Raw genomic sequence first — 16,224 nt, forward strand, 5'->3', positions numbered from 1 at the left:
CTACTCGGCCGGTACGCCCACCTCGCGGACAGATCGCATCCAGAACCGTGCCATCAGCAGGACGGCTGCAAAGGCCAGCCCAAGCACAAGGCCCATCCAGACGCCGATTCCGTCCATGCCCTGCACAAAGCCGAAGTAATAAGAGGCCGGGATTCCGATCGCCCAATAGCTGAGGGCTGCCATGATCATCGGCACTTGTGCATCCTGCAAACCGCGCAGCAGGCCCAGCGCGATTACCTGCGCGCCATCGACCAGCTGAAATAGGGCCGCCATGGCCAGAAGGCCCGTGCCAATCGCCAAAATCTCGCCGCGCTGCGCGTTGTCGGCCTCCATAAACAATGAGATCAGAGGCTCGGCACAGGTCAGGAAGAGTATGATCGTCAGGACAGACACGACCAGAGACATGCCGGTAACCGCAATCGCGCCACGCTCGAGATGAGCGCGGTCGCGGCGGCCCAGCGCATTGCCCGCGCGAATGGTCGCCGCGTTGGACAGGCCCAGATGCACCATGAAAGTCGCCGAAGCGAGGTTGAGGGCAATCCCATGCGCCGCCAGCGGCACCTGCCCCAGCCACCCCATCATGATCGCCGAGGTTGCGAACAATGTGACTTCAGCCAGTGTGGTCAGGCCAATCGGAACGCCCAGCCGCAGAACCCGACCAAACATATCCCAATCCGGGCGCCAGAAGCGTCGAAACAGACTGTGCTCTGGCAGAACCCGAACCGCATAGATGATAACTGCAACCAGAGACACGATCTGAGTCACCACGGACGCAATTGCTGCCCCCATGACCCCAAGCTCGGGCGCCCCCCAATTGCCGAAGATCAGGGCATAATTGGTGACGCCATTCACGACCGCGGCCATCACGGTGATCCAAAGCACGATTTGAGTACGCTCCAACGCGGCCAGATAGGACTTCAGCACCATCACCAGCAGCGCAGGAAACAGCCCCCATCCTGCAACGCGAAGATATTCCGAGGCGGTCTGCGCCACCTGCGGCTCCTGTTTCAGGGCAATCAGGATTGGATAGGACCACCACAGCAGCGGCATCATCAACGCGGCGTAGAGCAGTGACAGCCACAAACCCATGCGAGTCGAGCGTCGGATGCTAGTCTCGTCCTCTTCCGCCGCGGCCGTCGCAACCATTGGCATAACGGCCCAGCCAAATCCGGCCCCAAACAGAAACAACACAAAGTAGTAGCTGCTCGCCAGCGTCACTGCGGCCAGGGCCTCAACCCCGTACCAGCCGAGCATCACCGTATCGGTCAGGCCGATTGCGAACTGCGCCAAATGCCCGCCAACCAGCGGCAAGCCAAGCACAGCAATCGCCCGGAAATGGGCGGGATATGTCATCACTTTCGTCATCTCGCCAGCCATAGGCCCGCGCCCTGCCCAAAATCAAGGCAGAAAAGAAAAACTCAGTGTGAGACTTTGGATGGATGCCCGCCGAAAGAAAGAAGCCGTTGAAAATTGGCACTCAACGGCTTCTTTCCACTTTGCGTTTTAGTTGGATTTGGCGTCCGGGTGCAGCGCTGTTCCCAGAATATGATCCGAGCGGTGAATCACATGATGCGCCTGACCGACGATCAGCGGATCAGGCTGCTCAACTACTGACATATCTTTGTCCGGATAATCCAGGGTCGACAGGAAATGGCGCATGCAGTTTAGGCGCGCGCGTTTCTTGTCGTTGGACTTGACCACGGTCCACGGCGCATCGGCGGTGTCGGTGTAGAAGAACATCGCCTCTTTCGCCTCAGTGTAGTCGTCCCACTTGTCCAAGCTGGCCTTGTCGATGGGCGACAGCTTCCACTGTTTCAGCGGATCGGTCTCGCGGCTCTTGAAGCGGCGCTGTTGCTCTTCCTGCGTGACCGAGAACCAGTATTTGTAGAGATTGATGCCCGAGCGTACCAGCATCCGTTCCAAATCCGGGGTTTGACGCATGAATTCCAGATATTCGTTGGGATCGCAAAAGCCCATCACCCGCTCAACGCCGGCACGGTTGTACCAGGAGCGGTCGTAGAACACCATTTCGCCAACGGTGGGCAGCTCCTGAATGTAGCGCTGGTAGTACCACTGGCCTTTCTCCTCCCACGTTGGCTTGTTCAGCGCAACAACACGTGCCTGACGCGGGTTGAGGTGTTCCATGAAGCGCTTGATAGTACCGCCCTTGCCCGCAGCGTCGCGACCCTCGAACAACAACACGAACCGCTGACCCGTATCCTGAGCCCAATGCTGAACCTTCAGCAATTCGGCCTGCAACTTGGCCTTCTGCGCCTCGTAGTCCTTGCGCGCCATCTTACGGCCATAGGGGTACTTCCCGCTTTCGAACGCATGTCGAATCTTCTCGGCGCTGGGCACGACCGGTTCGGGTGAAGGTGTGGGCACTACCTTGATGTTAACGGCTTCGGGTTTCTTCTGGGCGGTCGTTTCCATTCAGCTGTCCTCTCGTTGTTCTTGTCTTGAGAACGAGGTAGCAGAAAGCGCAAGATCCCGCGTTGATTGGGATCAAATTGGAACGAATTTCGACGAAAAAACCAGTGTTTCCGAGACGAGCAGCCTAGCGATGCCCCCAATCATCGGGATTGTCCGAGTTGCTAGGCGACAGCCCCAGAACGTCCCCCTTGGTCGAACAGCCAAGCCCCAAGACCGTCCGGTTGGCATAGTTGAAATAGGCGCAGACCTGATTGATCTCGAGGATTTCTCCGTCGTCCCACCCAGCGTCGCGCAGGGCTGTGACATCCGCCTCGACCATGTCGCCAGGTGCTTCGGTCAACTTGCGCGCATAGTGCATAGCTGCGATCTGCGCCGCGTTCAAAGGCGCGACCTCCGGATCGCCCGCCTTAATCGCCGCGCGGATCGCATCACCCCTTGGCGGATCGGCCAGTAGCCGTTGCAGACCGTTGAAGTGATGCTCTACGCAATAGGAACAGGTGTTCAACGCACTGACCCAAACGCCCAGCGTCTCTAGAAACCATTTGGGGATCGTGTTGGCCGAATGGTGCAGCACATTCTTGTACAGCGTCATGTGGCCTTCCATCGAATGCGGACGCAAGGAATGCGCCATCATGATGTTGTCCACGTTATTGTCGGGCCCAGTTACCCGATCATACAACTTTTTTAGCTTACCGGTCGCTTCCTGAAATGGCACGGTCTTGATCCAGCTCATTGAAACGAGGCCCCTTTTTCCTTGAACGTTTTAGGTCACACACAGCTTGGCTACATTTGAGGCGAACAATCAATCGGTATTGAAAACAGATGCCAAAAGGATTGAACTCCGTCCAGATTCCTCACCTTAGACGCGATTCATTTCCAGAGGCCACTGTGCGTATTCTCATTTTTACTTTTCTTCTATCCTCCGCCGCTACTGCCTTTGCCGTCCTTTCTCTGATTTCTACCGATTGGCTTTTGCTAGCTGCCCCTTGCGCCATAGCCAGTGCGCTTTTGATCCTGGCACGATGGCTTAAACGCAAGCCTCGCAGCTGGGCTGTTGTCGATGGATCGAATGTCATGCATTGGAAGAATGGCGAGCCTCGCATAGAAACGGTGCGAGAAGTAGTCGAGAAACTGACCGGCGCCGGTCTAACGCCCGGCGTAGTCTTCGACGCTAACGTGGGCTACAAGATCAAGGGCCGCTACCTGCACCACAACGCCCTTGCCGATCTGCTAAACCTGCCCGATGATCGCGTCATGGTGGCCCCAAGCGGCACGCCCGCTGACCCCTTGGTGCTGCAAGTTGCTAAAGACTATGGAGCAATCGTCGTATCAAACGACCGCTTCCGCGACTGGGCCGAGGAGTTTGGCGCGGTTTTGCAACCGGAATACTCCGTGCGTGGCGGGTACAGGGATGGGGCGCTTTGGCTGTCTTTGTAGGATGTCAATCGCCGACATTTGGGCAATCCACCCACAAGACCTCGGGTCCCTCTTCCCCCGACCCACATCACCTGCCATAATGGGGGAAACTCAAAAACAAGAGCAGCACCGATGCCCGACGATCTGTTGACGCCCAGCGCGACCGCCACCTACGACGCCTCCTCGATCGAGGTGCTTGAAGGGTTGGAGCCGGTCCGAAAACGCCCCGGTATGTATATCGGCGGCACGGATGAGCGCGCTTTGCACCATATGGTCGCCGAGATCCTCGACAACTCGATGGACGAGGCGGTCGCTGGTCACGCCAACCGGATCGAGGTCGAGCTGCACGCAGACTACGCCCTGACGGTGCGCGACAACGGGCGCGGTATTCCTATCGACCCGCACCCCAAATTCCCCGACAAATCCGCGCTTGAGGTCATCCTATGTACCCTGCACGCGGGCGGCAAATTCTCGGGCAAGGCTTATCAGACCTCTGGCGGTCTGCACGGTGTGGGTGCGTCGGTCGTGAACGCGCTGTCGGATTCGATGGTCGTACAGGTAGCGCGGGACAAAACGCTGTTCGAGCAGCGATTCTCGCGCGGGATCCCCCTGGGTCCAGTCGAAAAGGTCGGCGCGGCGCCGAACCGGCGCGGTACGACCGTAACCTTCCACGCGGATGCTGAGATCTTCGGTCACCATAAGTTCAAACCGGCGCGGCTGTTCAAATCCATCCGCTCCAAGGCCTACCTGTTCTCGGGCGTCGAAATCCGCTGGAAATCTGCCATTGATGACGGTGAAACACCAACCGAGGCCACGTTCCACTTCCCCGGCGGCCTGTCGGACTATCTGAAGGAGACGATGAACGGCTCCTCCACCTATGCCGAGCAGCCCTTCGCGGGCACCGTGGACTTCAACGAGAAATTCGGAACGCCGGGCAAGGTCGAATGGGCGATCAATTGGACGCCCTCGCGCGACGGGTTCATCCAGTCCTACTGTAACACCGTCCCCACGCCCGAAGGCGGCACCCATGTCGCCGGTTTCTGGGCGGCGGTTCTTAAGGGAATCAAGGCCTACGGGGAACTGATCAACAACAAGAAGGCCGGTCAGATCACCCGCGATGACCTGATCACCGGCGGCTGCGCGCTGGTGTCGTGCTTTATCAGCGAGCCCGAATTCGTCGGCCAGACCAAAGACCGCCTTGCCACGGTCGAAGCACAGCGGCTGGTAGAAAACTCCGTCCGCGACCATTTCGACAACTGGCTGGCGGCTGACACGAAATCCGCCGGCGCGATCTTGGACTTCCTCATCCTGAGGGCTGAGGAACGCCTGCGCCGACGGGCCGAGAAGGAAACACAACGCAAATCCGCCACTAAGAAACTTCGTCTCCCCGGCAAGCTGGTGGACTGCTCAAGTTCAACACGCGACGGCACCGAGTTATTCATCGTCGAGGGCGACTCGGCGGGCGGATCGGCCAAAATGGGCCGAGACCGCAAAACGCAGGCCCTTTTGCCCCTGCGTGGTAAGATCCTGAACGTGCTGGGCGCGGCCAGTTCGAAACTGGGCACGAATGCCGAGATCAACGACCTGACCCAAGCGTTAGGTGTGGGTCTTGGAACCAAGTTCAACGTCGACGACCTGCGCTATGACAAGATCATCATCATGACCGACGCGGATGTGGACGGGGCGCATATCGCCTCGCTGTTGATGACGTTCTTCTTCACCCAGATGCGCCCCATGATCGACGCGGGTCACCTGTATCTCGCCTGCCCGCCCCTTTACCGTCTGACCCAAGGCGCGAAACGCGTCTACTGTCTGGACGAGGCCGAGCGTGACGAATGGCTGGAGAAAGGTCTGGGCGGCAAAGGCAAGATCGACGTCTCACGCTTCAAGGGGCTGGGTGAAATGGATGCCAAGGACCTGAAAGAGACCACGATGGACCCGGCATCCCGCAAACTGATCCGCGTCACCATCGACGAGGACGAACCCGGCGAGACCGGCGATCTGGTCGAGCGTCTGATGGGCAAGAAACCCGAACTGCGGTTCCAGTATATTCAGGAGAATGCGCGGTTTGTGGAGGAGTTGGATGTTTGACCAACGGGCGTGATTGTTCGTTGAACAATTACCCGCGTTTTTAACAAGATAGATAGCACTTACCGCTGGCAGGGTATTTCTGACTAGCTTCAATTTTTGGGACTTTTAAGTTGGTAGCAGAGCTTCCAAATACTCTTTGCTATGTTTCGGTAAGGTCAATGTTAGATAAGTGTACTCAGGTCTTGGCCGTTGCATCGTCACTCGTGTGGGTTTGTAGCTGTTTTATTGTTCTTGCAGAAGAAAACCCCCTCGGTTTCTGGGAAAGTTGCCGCACCGACGATAGCTGCACTATTGAATATGATCACTTAGCCAATCAAGAAACCGATCCCTTCCTTTTTTTGGGAAAAGTTGTAGATAACCTACATCCACAATGGATGAGATACAGACTAGCTCTGTGGCGCTATCCAGACGTTGTAAGTTGTTTGGAAAAAAGTGAGCGCGAAAAAGAAGAGCCAAACTTACTTGAATTGGATTGGGAGCGGGTGGGAACGGGATCAGGTGCAGAGGTTTGCGTTTTTCGTGTTGCAAGTAGTCTAGGGAGCGCTCACCGCACCTTGACATGGCTACAGTATCAAAAGTTTCGATTTAGTGGCTTGAATAGGCAATGGTCCCAGAATTTCCAACCGCGCTTTGACACTCAGCCGATTTACCAAGTAACCGCCCGCTGGACGATCGAGCAGCATAGAGAAGTTAGTCCATCTTGGCTCTCTTCGCTGCCTCGCTATGAATTGATATTCGAATACCGGTTGATTTTAAGCTTTGACCAAAACTTCAGAGTTTCTGGAGTGGGTGTCAGCACCCCAACTAAACTCAACTAACTAAAATCCACTCAATCGCCGACGAAGGCACGGTACTCGCGCCTATCGTTTGGGTGACTCCAGGTGGGTGGAAACACCTATTCAACAGAGCGACACTTGTCGCGCCCGCTTTGAGGGGTGAGTCGGGCGTGTTCTTGATGCTATGTATCAAGCCTTGGTCGAATAGCGTGCAGCAATAAGAAAAGCAGCCTAAAACTGGTGTCTGCTGACATCAAATCCAATCGGATCAACTGTTTGATTTCGCCAAACACGCCTCAACAACGGTTTGCGCCAGATGGTCAACGGCCTCTGTGCCGTCCAGTTGCAGGACCTCGGCCCCTCTCTCTTCGACCGCATCAACGCTGAACTGGTTCAACGCCGCGCGATGCTCGAATTGGTCTGCATCCCCGAATTTGGAGGTCACTTTTTCACGGATGCCATCACCGCTGCCGCGGCGGACGATGCAGCGGTCAAAGGCGACTTGCGCCTCGACATGCAGAAGCACGACCAAATCCGGCATAGGGACAAGCGGCAGGTAGGTCTCAAGCCGGGATTGGTCCATCAACAGGTTCACCCCACGCTGAAGGAAGCTTTCGTCAAACAGGCACACGCCCTCGCCCATGTCCCTAGCGTTCTGGTAGAGCGCACCGTTGAGGGAAAACAGGAACTCATCCGCTTCGGCCCCCTCAGGCCGCATCTGCCTGCAAAAGGCGATCAGCTCAGGGTTGTCATTGGCAAACAGGATGCTGCTGTACAAAAGCCTGCGATGGCCGTGGCGCTTCACATAGCGCGGTGAACGTGGGATCAGCTGCGTCTCGAGCTCCGAGCCATAAGGCAGCAGGATTTCCACCCCTTCACGCTTACCCGCCTCGCGCACCGCCTTTGCCAGAGTTGTCTTCCCAGAGCCAGGAAGACCTACCATCTCAACGATCATCAGGCGGCTTTTTCACACAGCAAGTGATAGATGTGAGAGTTTTCATTCTCGTCGCTTTTCACCAGACGTTTGTCGACGACCTTCAAGCCAACAGAGGCCAACATTTCGGCGTTATCCGCAGCTGATAACCGGCTGCCAAGCACCACATTTGGGTCCACTGGATCACTTTGATCGCGCGTGTTTTCGCCCAGTTGGATGATCGCATATTTCCGGGTCACCCGCGCAAACTCTTCTAGCGCTTTTTTCGCGTCACTTGCTACAATGATGTCCCGAATGAAACGAGTGCTGACGACGAGGTCAAAGGCGCCGTCATCGAACTCCAGCGACATTGCAGTGCCGGTTGAGGTCGTGCATTTGGCGAAATCGTCACCCAGAATGTCCTTGGCTGTCGCCAGCATCTCGTGGGAGGCATCGAGGCCCTGAACGGTGAAGCTCTTTTTCAGGTAGTAGGGAACAAAGCGACCCGTGCCAAAGGGCACATCCAGCACGCGCAAACCGTCCGGAAGTAAATCAAGCAGGCTGGCCATTTCACGCTGCTCAACGCCCCACCATTCTTGCTTGGTCCGGCGTTTTTCGTAGTTCCGGGCGGTTTTGCCGTAGTAGGTATCACCCTTTGCGCCTGTTTTCATGCTGACTTCCCTTGTTGCGACAGCGCGGTAGAGCTGCTCGTAGATTATGCCTTTATGATTTGATGCAGATTGAAGGGCTGATCAAGAACTATTGACCGAGCGCCGCTTTCGCCACCGGTGAATTTCGGCGAGATTCTCGGCGATCTGATAGAATGGCGTGCGGGTCCAAAGTCACTCGCGCTGCTAGGCCGCTCCCGCACTTGAAAAGCTACATTTCTGCTGGCGCGCGCAATCCGCTTGCCTAACCCGTTGATCTCGTTCACACTTACATGCAGTCCGTTATCCAAGAACGACATCTGAGGTTCCGAGCGTCCACGACCCATTTGACCAACTGATTTCCAATAAGGGAGGACGATATGAAAGCATTCACCCTCTGGCTGGCGCTAACCCTGCTGGCCTCAACGACTAGCGCGCAGCAAACGCTTAGCCTTGCATCACCTATGCCGGACGGGGCCGAGATCCGGTTCTGCTATTACGAAGGCTTGGCCTATTCCGAGGACGCTTTCGTTCTGATGGTCGGCGACAACACCGTCACCAACACGATCACGACCGTACAAGAGCGCCTGCTGCGTTGTCATCGAGACAGTGACGGCACGCTTAAGTGGAGACCACAGAGCACATTTTCGACCAACAACTAAACGGGTTTTCGCAGCACAGAGTCCCGTTATTGGCGACATATTTGCTCGCGGTATTCCTGCCCCACACCGCCCTTCATTTTTCTCTGTTGCGGCGGCGCAGAGAGCCTGCCCTGCTCGCACGATCGGAATACTCGCTTAAGGACACCTGTGTGACATGCCTCATGTAGGATCGATTGCTTGAGACAGGTGCGGGGTCTACAAGTCGTATTTGATACACCCCAAAGTGCCTTGGAAAGACCGGTTTGAACTGTGTATGAAAGTAAGGATCGAACCCGAGCGCATAGCAACGAACGCAAACACCTATCAATGCCCCCGATTCTCATTCTGATCTTCAAGAACACAGACAAAATAGGACCGTGTTTGAGACAAACCGGCACGACTTTACATTGCAGCCGATGGACGTCGGTCTGACAGTGAGGTCCCAATCTGCAACAAAACACGCTCCATTCTGAACGAAGGAGATTGGCCCTGAAAGGTGCAGAACCTGTTTCGAGAATAGAATATCGGCTGCAGGCGCGTCATTTCAGGCGCCATCACATGGTTTTTTGTACACGATCCCGAAGGGTCGTTCGGGAAGATAACATTCCGGTTGACCCTGACGTCTACGACTTTGCCGCCGAAATGCTGGAACGCTGCCGAGAAGACACACTTATGACCTCAACAGCCGCCTTCAATATTTTGAGCAATGGCCTGCGCTAGAAGGCCAGCTATTTTTTCTGACCCTCTGGGTTGTCTGGGGCTGGGCAACTTGGCGGCGTGCTTGGACCCACTATGACTTGGACCCATCCGATCTGAGCACGCATACATGACAGTAGAAAACGTGTTCTGGTAACGGGCGGGCGCGGGTCCTCTGGGATCGCTTCCTTACCGCCGGCTTTTGGATCAGGGGCATGAGGCACCGTGCTTCGATAACCTGTTTGCCGGCACAAACGCGGCATTGATCATAGGCACGGCAATCCGCGTTTCGAGTTTTTGCGCCGCGACGTGACAATTACTCTCTTTGTCCAAGTGGACGAAATCTAAAATCTGGCCTGCCTGGCCTCGCCCGTTCACTACCAGCACGATCCGGTGCAGACGACGAAGACCAGCGCACATGGCGCTATCAACATGCTGGGACTGGCGAAACGACTAAAGTGCAAAGTCTTTCAATCCTCCACGTCCGAAGTGTACGGAGACCCCTCGGTCCATCCCCAAACCGAAGACTACTGGGGCAATGTCAACCCGATCGGCCCACGGTCTTGCTATGACGAAGGTAAGCGCTGTGCCGAAACATTGTTTTTCGACTACCATCGCCAGATGGGTCTTGAGATCAAAGTAGCCCGGATCTTCAATACCTATGGGCCCAGGATGCACCCCGCTGACGGACGCGTCGTGTCGAATTTTGTCATGCAAGCGTTGACCGGTGCGCCAATCACGGTGTTTGGAGATGGCACACAAACGCGGTCGTTTTGCTATGTCGACGATCTGATCGAAGGTTTCTTGCGCCTGATGAACACGGACAAGGACGTCACTGGCCCCGTAAATCTTGGAAACCCCAACGAGTTCTCGATGAATGAGCTGGCCACTGAAGTCCGTGCGCAGGTGGGGTCGGACACACAGATCATCTTCAAGGACCTGCTGCAGGACGATCCCAAGCAACGTCAACCTGACATCTCGCAGGCGCGTAAGCTGCTGGATTGGGAACCCAAAGTGCAGCTCCAGGAAGGGTTGGGCGCGACAATCCAGTACTTCCGCGAATTGCAGTCCGACATGCAGTGAGGCCGACGGGTACATCACCCTCAGGTCCGCGCATTCAGGAGACCTAGACGGGCGCCAAAGTCAGACCGACCCACATAGTTGGAGCCCACCAAGGTTTGATGGAGCCAAGCCTCCAGCGCCTACCCCAGCTTCTGGTCCAGCCAGTCCGCGATCCGCGCGGCTGGTCCCTCCCACCCCGGTTCCATGAACAGAAAATGTGCGTGGTTTGCGACGGGCAAGAAGGTGGCGCGGTCTCCGTAGAGGTCCGCCAAGGCGCGACAGGTATTGGGGTTCACGGCTCGGTCCTCAGTGCCGGAAACGATCAGCACGGGGCATTCGACCTTGTTGATTTCCACTTTCATCGCGTGGTGGTCGTCGAACATCCAGAAGAACATCTCGAACATCACGCGCCCGCTTTCCGGGCCGAGCCGATCGAAGACCGCGTGTTGTTGCGCCTCGGGCAGCTTATTCAGCGCGAACGGGGCCATGAGATCGAAATCAACCCGCATCGGCTGCTTCCAGAAGGCCCCACCCTCCATCAACGCACGTGGAACGGCGCGTTCGTCGTCGGTCTCGGGCAGAGTGCCCCAGGCCGCGTTAGGGTTAATCAGAACAATGGCGCTGGCCAGGCCGCGCGCGGCGACCTGTTGCGCCACGACCCCCGCAACGGCATGGCCCAGTAGCACGGGTTTGCTGTCGAGCCCTTCAACCAACGCAGCTATATCATCCGCATAGTCCATGATGCTGGTATCGGTCAGGCCCGGGTCTGGCTCAGCCTTAGGGTCGGCATCGTGATACCGCAGCGCTGGGGTGTGGACCGACCAACCGCGGTCACGGAAGAAACCGGCGTAGTCCTCCATGCACCAAGGGCCGGCAAACGCGCCGTGGATCAGGACAATATGCTTCGTCATCAAAACCTCCCACCTATTTCCGCCCAGTATGATCATCCTGAAAGACGAAACAACTGCGCGTGATCGCTGTTGCGTGAGAGGGCGGACCACTTAAACTTGCCTCATGACATTTGTGACCGAAAACCAATTGCCTCTGCTGATCATGTTCTTCCTGATCGGATCGGTTGGAACGGGCTTTCTGTTTCGCAAACCGGCCGGGCACAGGGCGTGGAAGCTGGCCGATCTGGTTTGGGTCGTCCTCGGGGGGATCGGTGCCTTGGTGGCCGTCCTGGCAGGGCTTTATACATCCGACAGCTCGCGGCTGGATCGGCAGATAGATGTGGCATACGCGGCGTCCTCGGCCTTTGACCGCGATGCGGCGCGGTTCCGGTTGCGGTTTTGCGACCCGGCCTATGACCCCGACACCGGCGTCTTGTGCGAAAAGGTCGAGTTTCTGTCGGCCTCAACCGCCAGCAATACCGACCTGCCCTTGTTCATCGCCGTAACGAATGAGGTCGCCCCCCTGCAGGGTTTGCACTTCCTGTTCGGACGACAAGAGAAGGATGAGATGGAGGAGATGGCTGCCAAAGCCGATGCCTTCGATATTGAACAGTTTCTGGTATTCACCTCGCTGGATGACGAAACCCAAACCGCCATCGACAATATGCGCCGCAAGGTCCCCGCAATTGCCGGAGACTATCTGATCCTCGCCCAAAGCTATGATGAACTGATCGAGCAGGTCAGCAAGCTGAAAGATGAATGGGAGTATCTGCAGGCCAACGCCCACATTCTTGTTTTGCAGATCGTGGCGCTGTGTCTTGTCAGCTTTGCCGCTCCCTTCCGATTGGGGAAATCCATTGTCGAGCTGCGGACAACGTTGCATCCTGACGCGCCGCAGGAGGTGGCCGAAACAGCGCCTGACAGCCCAAGAAATCCGCAGACAGACAGCTAGTTCGGGCGTTGCAAGGCGCCGAAACCCACTGGTCTTGACCGCAAAACTCCCTATATCTCGGGGCCGAGGCAGATGATAAGGACCACGCCATGGCAACCCGTCGCATACTGCGCCTGACCGGCTCGGATACTGAGAGCTTTTTGCAGGACCTGATCACCAATGACATCAGCGGGCTGGATGCAGGGCTGGTCTATTCCGCCCTATTGACGCCGCAGGGCAAATATCTGGCCGATTTCTTCCTAAAACGCGACGGCGACGCCGTGTTGCTGGACGTGGCTGAGTCGTTGGCGGATGGCCTGATCAAACGGTTGAGCATGTACAAGCTGCGGGCGGACGTGGCGATCGAGGTCTCGGACCTGAATCTGCATCGCGGAACGGGGCCTACGCCAGAAGGCGCATTACCTGACCCGCGTCATCCTGACTTGGGCTGGCGAGACTATGTCGCGTCAACCGAAAGCGATGATGGTACCGATTGGGACGCAATCCGCGTGCTCCATTGCATCCCTGAAACCGGAATCGAATTGCATCCGGACAGCTATATCCTCGAATCCCGATTTGAGCCGCTGCGAGGCGTCGACTTCAAAAAGGGCTGCTATGTTGGTCAGGAAGTGACCGCGCGCATGAAACACAAGACCGAGCTGCGCAAAGGACTGTGTCGCGTCGCCATCGACGGGGCAGCCCCTGTAGGCAGCGCAATTGAGGCCAATGGCAAGCCGGTGGGCACCCTGTTCACACAATCGGGCGGCCACGCCATCGCCTATCTGCGCTTTGATAGGGCAACCGGTGACATGCAGGCCGACGCGGCTACGGTCCGTCTGATCGACTGATACTTGTTGCCCAATCGGCACGTGGCCAAAGCGGTCTGGGCGCTGACCCTTTGAACCCCGGTCCCTGCCCTGCCACAGTGCGGCTATTCGAATGAACCGGATACCCGCATGCTCAGACTTTATTCCGCAATCTGGCGCGCAAGCGCCGGGCGTCAGATCCTACTGATCCTACTCTCGGTGGCCTTGGCCGCTCTGGCCGCTGTTCCGCTGGAGTTTCAACGCGCAATCGTCAACCATCTGACCTCGCTCGATGTTGGGGCGGAACGCCTGGTCTATCTGGGGCTTGGCATGATGGGGGTGATCTTGCTGAGCCTCGCGTTGAAATGGGTTCTGGGCTACCGCGCGGGTACTTTGGGCGAGGACATGATCCGCTTGATCCGTCAACGCCTGCTTTGGCGGTCCTCAGACATCAACGAAACCGGCGAGAGCGTGCGCAAGGGCACCATGACCACGGCAATCTCGGCCGAGGCGGAGGAGCTGGGCAAATTCGCAGGCGGCGCATTCTCGGACCCGGTGGTCCAGATCGGCACGTTGATCAGTGTCATCGGCTATATCTCATCCACGCAGCCGGGGCTGGGCCTGATCGCCTTTTCGATGATCGTGCCGCAGATCATCATCGTTCTGGTCTCGCAGCGCAAAGTGAATGTCTTCGTGGCTGAACGTGTCCGCATCCTGCGCAGTGCGACAGATCAACTGACGACCGAGGATCTTGACGCGGTCGAGCAGGATATCAATGCCCTGTTCGACGACATCTATGAAACCCGCAAACGAATGTTCCTGTGGAAGCTCTCAGCCAAATTCCTGCTGAGCGTGATCAACGGCGCGGGAACGGTCGGCATTTTGATGCTAGGCGGCTGGCTGGTGCTTGAAGGAAAAACCGATGTGGGGACCGTTGTGGCCGCCACCAGTGGCCTGGGCCGCATTCAGGGACCCACGGCCTTCTTGATCGCCTTTTACCGGCAAGTCAGCGCCAACCGGATCAAGTATGAGTTGATGCTAGAGCTGTTTGGCCCTGATCCGACACGCTATCGCCACCGCGCATGAATAGACCGCGCAGCGGCAGGCTGGCGCGGCCTATTCGGAGTACAAATGTGCGGCTATCAGGCGCGCTCGGAATATTCCATGGTTTCGGTGTTCACCACGATCATCTCGTCCTGACCGATGAACGGAGGCACCATGACCTTCACGCCATTGTCCAGAACCGCCGGTTTGAACGAGTTCGCAGCCGTCTGACCTTTGACCACCGGTTCGGTCTCAACGATCTGGCAGGTGACCTTTTGTGGCAGCGAGGCGTTCAGCGCCTCGGATTCGTAGAACTCGACCACGATGGTCATGCCGTCCTGCAGAAACGGGCGACGCTCGCCCAGCAGGTCGGCAGGCAGTTCGATCTGCTCATAGGTCTCTGCATCCATGAACACCAGCATGCCATCAGATTCGTACAGGAACTGCTGATCTTTCTGCTCCAGCCGAACACGCTCGACCTTGTCCGCCGACCGGAACCGTTCGTTCAGTTTTGACCCGTTGCGCAGGTTGCGCAGTTCGACCTGCGCAAAAGCACCACCTTTACCGGGCTTTACGTGATCTACTTTTACAGCCGCCCACAGCCCGTCATTATGCTCAAGCACGTTGCCGGGGCGAATTTCGTTCCCATTGATCTTGGGCATGACATAATTCCTTCACAAACGGTTGATGCGTCAGTTGTCGTCCCTATATCTGGCAGGACCATCCCTGACAAGACAACGACACCTAGTGCTGCACATGCAGCAAGCCATGCAAATGACGCAACGCAACTATGCATTTTAGCTGTATCCGAATCGGAGCTAATAGGTCATAAGGACCGTCACGCCGAAAATGCAAGAGCAAGAACAACAAGGAAGACGAGATGAGAGATTTCGTTGACGGCACTGCCTTTAACAATGAGCAAGGCAATCGTGCGCGTAAACTTTTCGCGGCTGTTGTGCTGGCCGCACTGGATGATGCCATCGCCGATGACAAGAAATACGGCAATGGCCCCGAACAAATCGCCCGCTGGGCCCGCTCGCGCGATGGTCGCGAGGTGCTGTCCTGCGCGGGTATTGACCCGAACGAGCGGGTTGTTAGCGGACTGATGGACTTCGTTGGCCGTGGTGTGCGGACTTCCGTCGCCCTGTCACGCGAAGAAAGCGAGCGTCGCAACGCCGCTCAACAAGCCGAAGCCGCCTGACCCAAGGCGATTTCACTACGAAAAAACGCGCCTCCAGACTTTGGGGCGCGTTTTTCTTTGGCTCTGCCTAGAAGAACAGAACCCATTGCCGTGCGACCCAGATCTCGGCCGCCAGCAGCAGCGCGAAGAAGAGCTTTGCGGACAACGAAAGCCCCCTGCTCCAAAGCACAACATAAGAGCCGACGCATAGCGCGATTGACACCGGCATAACCCAAATCGAGTGATGCGACGTGTCCCAATAGCTGACCGGGCTGTGAAAGACCCAATCGCTCAGCGGCCAGAAGTGAGGGCGCCCGTCCCCCGCATGCAGCCCGAAATCCATCATTATATGCAATAGCCCTGCCGATGCCGCGACCGTTAGGACTTGCCACCCCCGCCAAAGCCCCAGCGCCAGTGCCAGCCCCCACAGGATGAACGAGTTATCGATGGCGAAAACCGTCTGCCATTGCGGTGAAAAATACAGTTCGTCGAACACCACATGTGGCGGGATGTTGAGAATATGCAAAGACACCCCCGCCATCAGGTACAGCGACAGGTCCGGCAACAGCGACCCCAGCACAGCCGCCCAAAGGATGCGCCCGCGTGCAGGCCGCGCAAAGGCGGCTGCGCCGATCAAAAGATGCGCAGGCGTGTTCATCTGGGGCTTTCCCTTTGGTGTCAAATCAGGTCATTTGCCC

At 57.0% G+C, this 16,224-nt stretch carries 17 protein-coding genes; 9 read left to right on the top strand and 8 right to left on the bottom strand.

The annotated features are described in order from the left end of the window. The 3 genes from ACR0I8_RS03205 to ACR0I8_RS03215 form a co-directional block, all read right to left on the bottom strand. Positions 1-1,353, bottom strand: a complete 1,353-nt coding sequence (locus ACR0I8_RS03205; protein WP_480702722.1) for an MATE family efflux transporter — start codon at positions 1,351-1,353, stop codon at positions 1-3. Between the two features lie 150 nt (positions 1,354-1,503). Then, the gene (gene ppk2 / locus ACR0I8_RS03210; protein ID WP_170688922.1) at positions 1,504-2,433 is read right to left on the bottom strand and encodes a polyphosphate kinase 2; all 930 of its coding nucleotides are present in this window, start codon (positions 2,431-2,433) and stop codon (positions 1,504-1,506) included. Between the two features lie 124 nt (positions 2,434-2,557). After that, positions 2,558-3,166 carry a peroxidase-related enzyme gene (locus tag ACR0I8_RS03215; protein ID WP_170688923.1) on the bottom strand — a complete coding sequence of 203 codons (609 nt, stop codon included), beginning with the start codon at positions 3,164-3,166 and terminating at the stop codon, positions 2,558-2,560. Positions 3,167-3,255: 89 nt separating this feature from the next. On the opposite strand from ACR0I8_RS03215, the gene ACR0I8_RS03220 reads away from it, so the two are divergent. The 3 genes from ACR0I8_RS03220 (at position 3,256) to ACR0I8_RS03230 (ending at position 6,758) form a co-directional block, all read left to right on the top strand. Continuing rightward, positions 3,256-3,870 carry an NYN domain-containing protein gene (locus ACR0I8_RS03220; RefSeq protein WP_170688924.1) on the top strand — a complete coding sequence of 205 codons (615 nt, stop codon included), beginning with the start codon at positions 3,256-3,258 and terminating at the stop codon, positions 3,868-3,870. A 111-nt stretch (positions 3,871-3,981) separates the two neighbouring features. Next, the gene (gene parE, locus ACR0I8_RS03225; protein ID WP_170676583.1) at positions 3,982-5,940 is read left to right on the top strand and encodes a DNA topoisomerase IV subunit B; all 1,959 of its coding nucleotides are present in this window, start codon (positions 3,982-3,984) and stop codon (positions 5,938-5,940) included. A 110-nt stretch (positions 5,941-6,050) separates the two neighbouring features. Then, on the top strand, positions 6,051-6,758 hold the full coding sequence (locus ACR0I8_RS03230; RefSeq protein ID WP_170688925.1) for a hypothetical protein: 708 nt from the start codon (positions 6,051-6,053) through the stop codon (positions 6,756-6,758). A 226-nt stretch (positions 6,759-6,984) separates the two neighbouring features. On the opposite strand, the gene ACR0I8_RS03235 is transcribed toward ACR0I8_RS03230, so the two are convergent. Then, the gene (locus tag ACR0I8_RS03235; protein WP_170374146.1) at positions 6,985-7,671 is read right to left on the bottom strand and encodes a nucleoside/nucleotide kinase family protein; all 687 of its coding nucleotides are present in this window, start codon (positions 7,669-7,671) and stop codon (positions 6,985-6,987) included. Next, on the bottom strand, positions 7,671-8,300 hold the full coding sequence (locus tag ACR0I8_RS03240; RefSeq protein ID WP_170374148.1) for a class I SAM-dependent methyltransferase: 630 nt from the start codon (positions 8,298-8,300) through the stop codon (positions 7,671-7,673). Before ACR0I8_RS03240 ends, ACR0I8_RS03235 begins: the two co-directional genes overlap by 1 nt. A 356-nt stretch (positions 8,301-8,656) precedes the next feature. Here ACR0I8_RS03240 and ACR0I8_RS03245 point away from each other — a divergent pair, with 356 nt between their 5' ends. Beyond that, positions 8,657-8,938, top strand: a complete 282-nt coding sequence (locus ACR0I8_RS03245) for a DUF1496 domain-containing protein (RefSeq protein ID WP_170374150.1) — start codon at positions 8,657-8,659, stop codon at positions 8,936-8,938. 1,035 nt (positions 8,939-9,973) lie between these two features. After that, positions 9,974-10,696 carry a GDP-mannose 4,6-dehydratase gene (locus ACR0I8_RS03250; protein ID WP_480702751.1) on the top strand — a complete coding sequence of 241 codons (723 nt, stop codon included), beginning with the start codon at positions 9,974-9,976 and terminating at the stop codon, positions 10,694-10,696. Between the two features lie 119 nt (positions 10,697-10,815). On the opposite strand, the gene ACR0I8_RS03255 is transcribed toward ACR0I8_RS03250, so the two are convergent. Continuing rightward, positions 10,816-11,586: an alpha/beta fold hydrolase gene (locus tag ACR0I8_RS03255; RefSeq protein ID WP_170688926.1), complete on the bottom strand. Its 771-nt coding sequence runs from the start codon at positions 11,584-11,586 to the stop codon at positions 10,816-10,818. Positions 11,587-11,689: 103 nt separating this feature from the next. Between ACR0I8_RS03255 and ACR0I8_RS03260 the strand changes: the two genes are divergently transcribed. The 3 genes from ACR0I8_RS03260 (at position 11,690) to ACR0I8_RS03270 (ending at position 14,388) form a co-directional block, all read left to right on the top strand. Next, a complete protein-coding gene (locus ACR0I8_RS03260; RefSeq protein WP_480702725.1) occupies positions 11,690-12,517 on the top strand; it encodes a hypothetical protein in 828 nt (275 codons plus the stop codon). Between the two features lie 89 nt (positions 12,518-12,606). Next, entirely contained in the window at positions 12,607-13,344 is a 738-nt protein-coding gene (gene ygfZ, locus ACR0I8_RS03265) for a CAF17-like 4Fe-4S cluster assembly/insertion protein YgfZ (protein WP_170374154.1), read from the top strand. 108 nt (positions 13,345-13,452) lie between these two features. Next, positions 13,453-14,388: an ABC transporter transmembrane domain-containing protein gene (locus tag ACR0I8_RS03270; protein ID WP_170688927.1), complete on the top strand. Its 936-nt coding sequence runs from the start codon at positions 13,453-13,455 to the stop codon at positions 14,386-14,388. Positions 14,389-14,444: 56 nt separating this feature from the next. Here the strand turns inward: ACR0I8_RS03270 and efp are convergent, their stop codons facing one another. Beyond that, positions 14,445-15,008 (bottom strand): elongation factor P, encoded by a 564-nt coding sequence (gene efp / locus ACR0I8_RS03275; RefSeq protein WP_170374158.1) that lies wholly within the window; start codon positions 15,006-15,008, stop codon positions 14,445-14,447. A 218-nt stretch (positions 15,009-15,226) separates the two neighbouring features. Between efp and ACR0I8_RS03280 the strand changes: the two genes are divergently transcribed. Beyond that, entirely contained in the window at positions 15,227-15,547 is a 321-nt protein-coding gene (locus ACR0I8_RS03280; RefSeq protein WP_108785849.1) for a DUF6280 family protein, read from the top strand. Between the two features lie 67 nt (positions 15,548-15,614). On the opposite strand, the gene ACR0I8_RS03285 is transcribed toward ACR0I8_RS03280, so the two are convergent. After that, positions 15,615-16,184, bottom strand: coding sequence for a cobalamin biosynthesis protein CobQ (locus tag ACR0I8_RS03285; RefSeq protein ID WP_170688928.1), 570 nt, complete (start codon positions 16,182-16,184; stop codon positions 15,615-15,617). Positions 16,185-16,224 lie beyond the last annotated feature (40 nt).

The sequence above is a fragment of the Ruegeria sp. BG9 genome (assembly GCF_056538305.1).

Bases quoted from the DNA above. Each gene is read 5' to 3' on its own strand.
- ACR0I8_RS03205 (WP_480702722.1), bottom strand. From the start codon at position 1,353: ATGACATATCCCGCCCATTTCCGGGCGATTGCTGTGCTTGGCTTGCCG.
- ACR0I8_RS03285 (WP_170688928.1), bottom strand. From the start codon at position 16,184: ATGAACACGCCTGCGCATCTTTTGATCGGCGCAGCCGCCTTTGCGCGG.
- ACR0I8_RS03245 (WP_170374150.1), top strand. From the start codon at position 8,657: ATGAAAGCATTCACCCTCTGGCTGGCGCTAACCCTGCTGGCCTCAACG.
- ACR0I8_RS03235 (WP_170374146.1), bottom strand. From the start codon at position 7,671: ATGATCGTTGAGATGGTAGGTCTTCCTGGCTCTGGGAAGACAACTCTG.
- ACR0I8_RS03255 (WP_170688926.1), bottom strand. From the start codon at position 11,586: ATGACGAAGCATATTGTCCTGATCCACGGCGCGTTTGCCGGCCCTTGG.
- ACR0I8_RS03240 (WP_170374148.1), bottom strand. From the start codon at position 8,300: ATGAAAACAGGCGCAAAGGGTGATACCTACTACGGCAAAACCGCCCGG.
- ACR0I8_RS03260 (WP_480702725.1), top strand. From the start codon at position 11,690: ATGACATTTGTGACCGAAAACCAATTGCCTCTGCTGATCATGTTCTTC.
- ACR0I8_RS03215 (WP_170688923.1), bottom strand. From the start codon at position 3,166: ATGAGCTGGATCAAGACCGTGCCATTTCAGGAAGCGACCGGTAAGCTA.
- ACR0I8_RS03220 (WP_170688924.1), top strand. From the start codon at position 3,256: ATGCCAAAAGGATTGAACTCCGTCCAGATTCCTCACCTTAGACGCGAT.
- ygfZ (WP_170374154.1), top strand. From the start codon at position 12,607: ATGGCAACCCGTCGCATACTGCGCCTGACCGGCTCGGATACTGAGAGC.
- ACR0I8_RS03270 (WP_170688927.1), top strand. From the start codon at position 13,453: ATGCTCAGACTTTATTCCGCAATCTGGCGCGCAAGCGCCGGGCGTCAG.
- ACR0I8_RS03280 (WP_108785849.1), top strand. From the start codon at position 15,227: ATGAGAGATTTCGTTGACGGCACTGCCTTTAACAATGAGCAAGGCAAT.
- parE (WP_170676583.1), top strand. From the start codon at position 3,982: ATGCCCGACGATCTGTTGACGCCCAGCGCGACCGCCACCTACGACGCC.
- ppk2 (WP_170688922.1), bottom strand. From the start codon at position 2,433: ATGGAAACGACCGCCCAGAAGAAACCCGAAGCCGTTAACATCAAGGTA.
- efp (WP_170374158.1), bottom strand. From the start codon at position 15,008: ATGCCCAAGATCAATGGGAACGAAATTCGCCCCGGCAACGTGCTTGAG.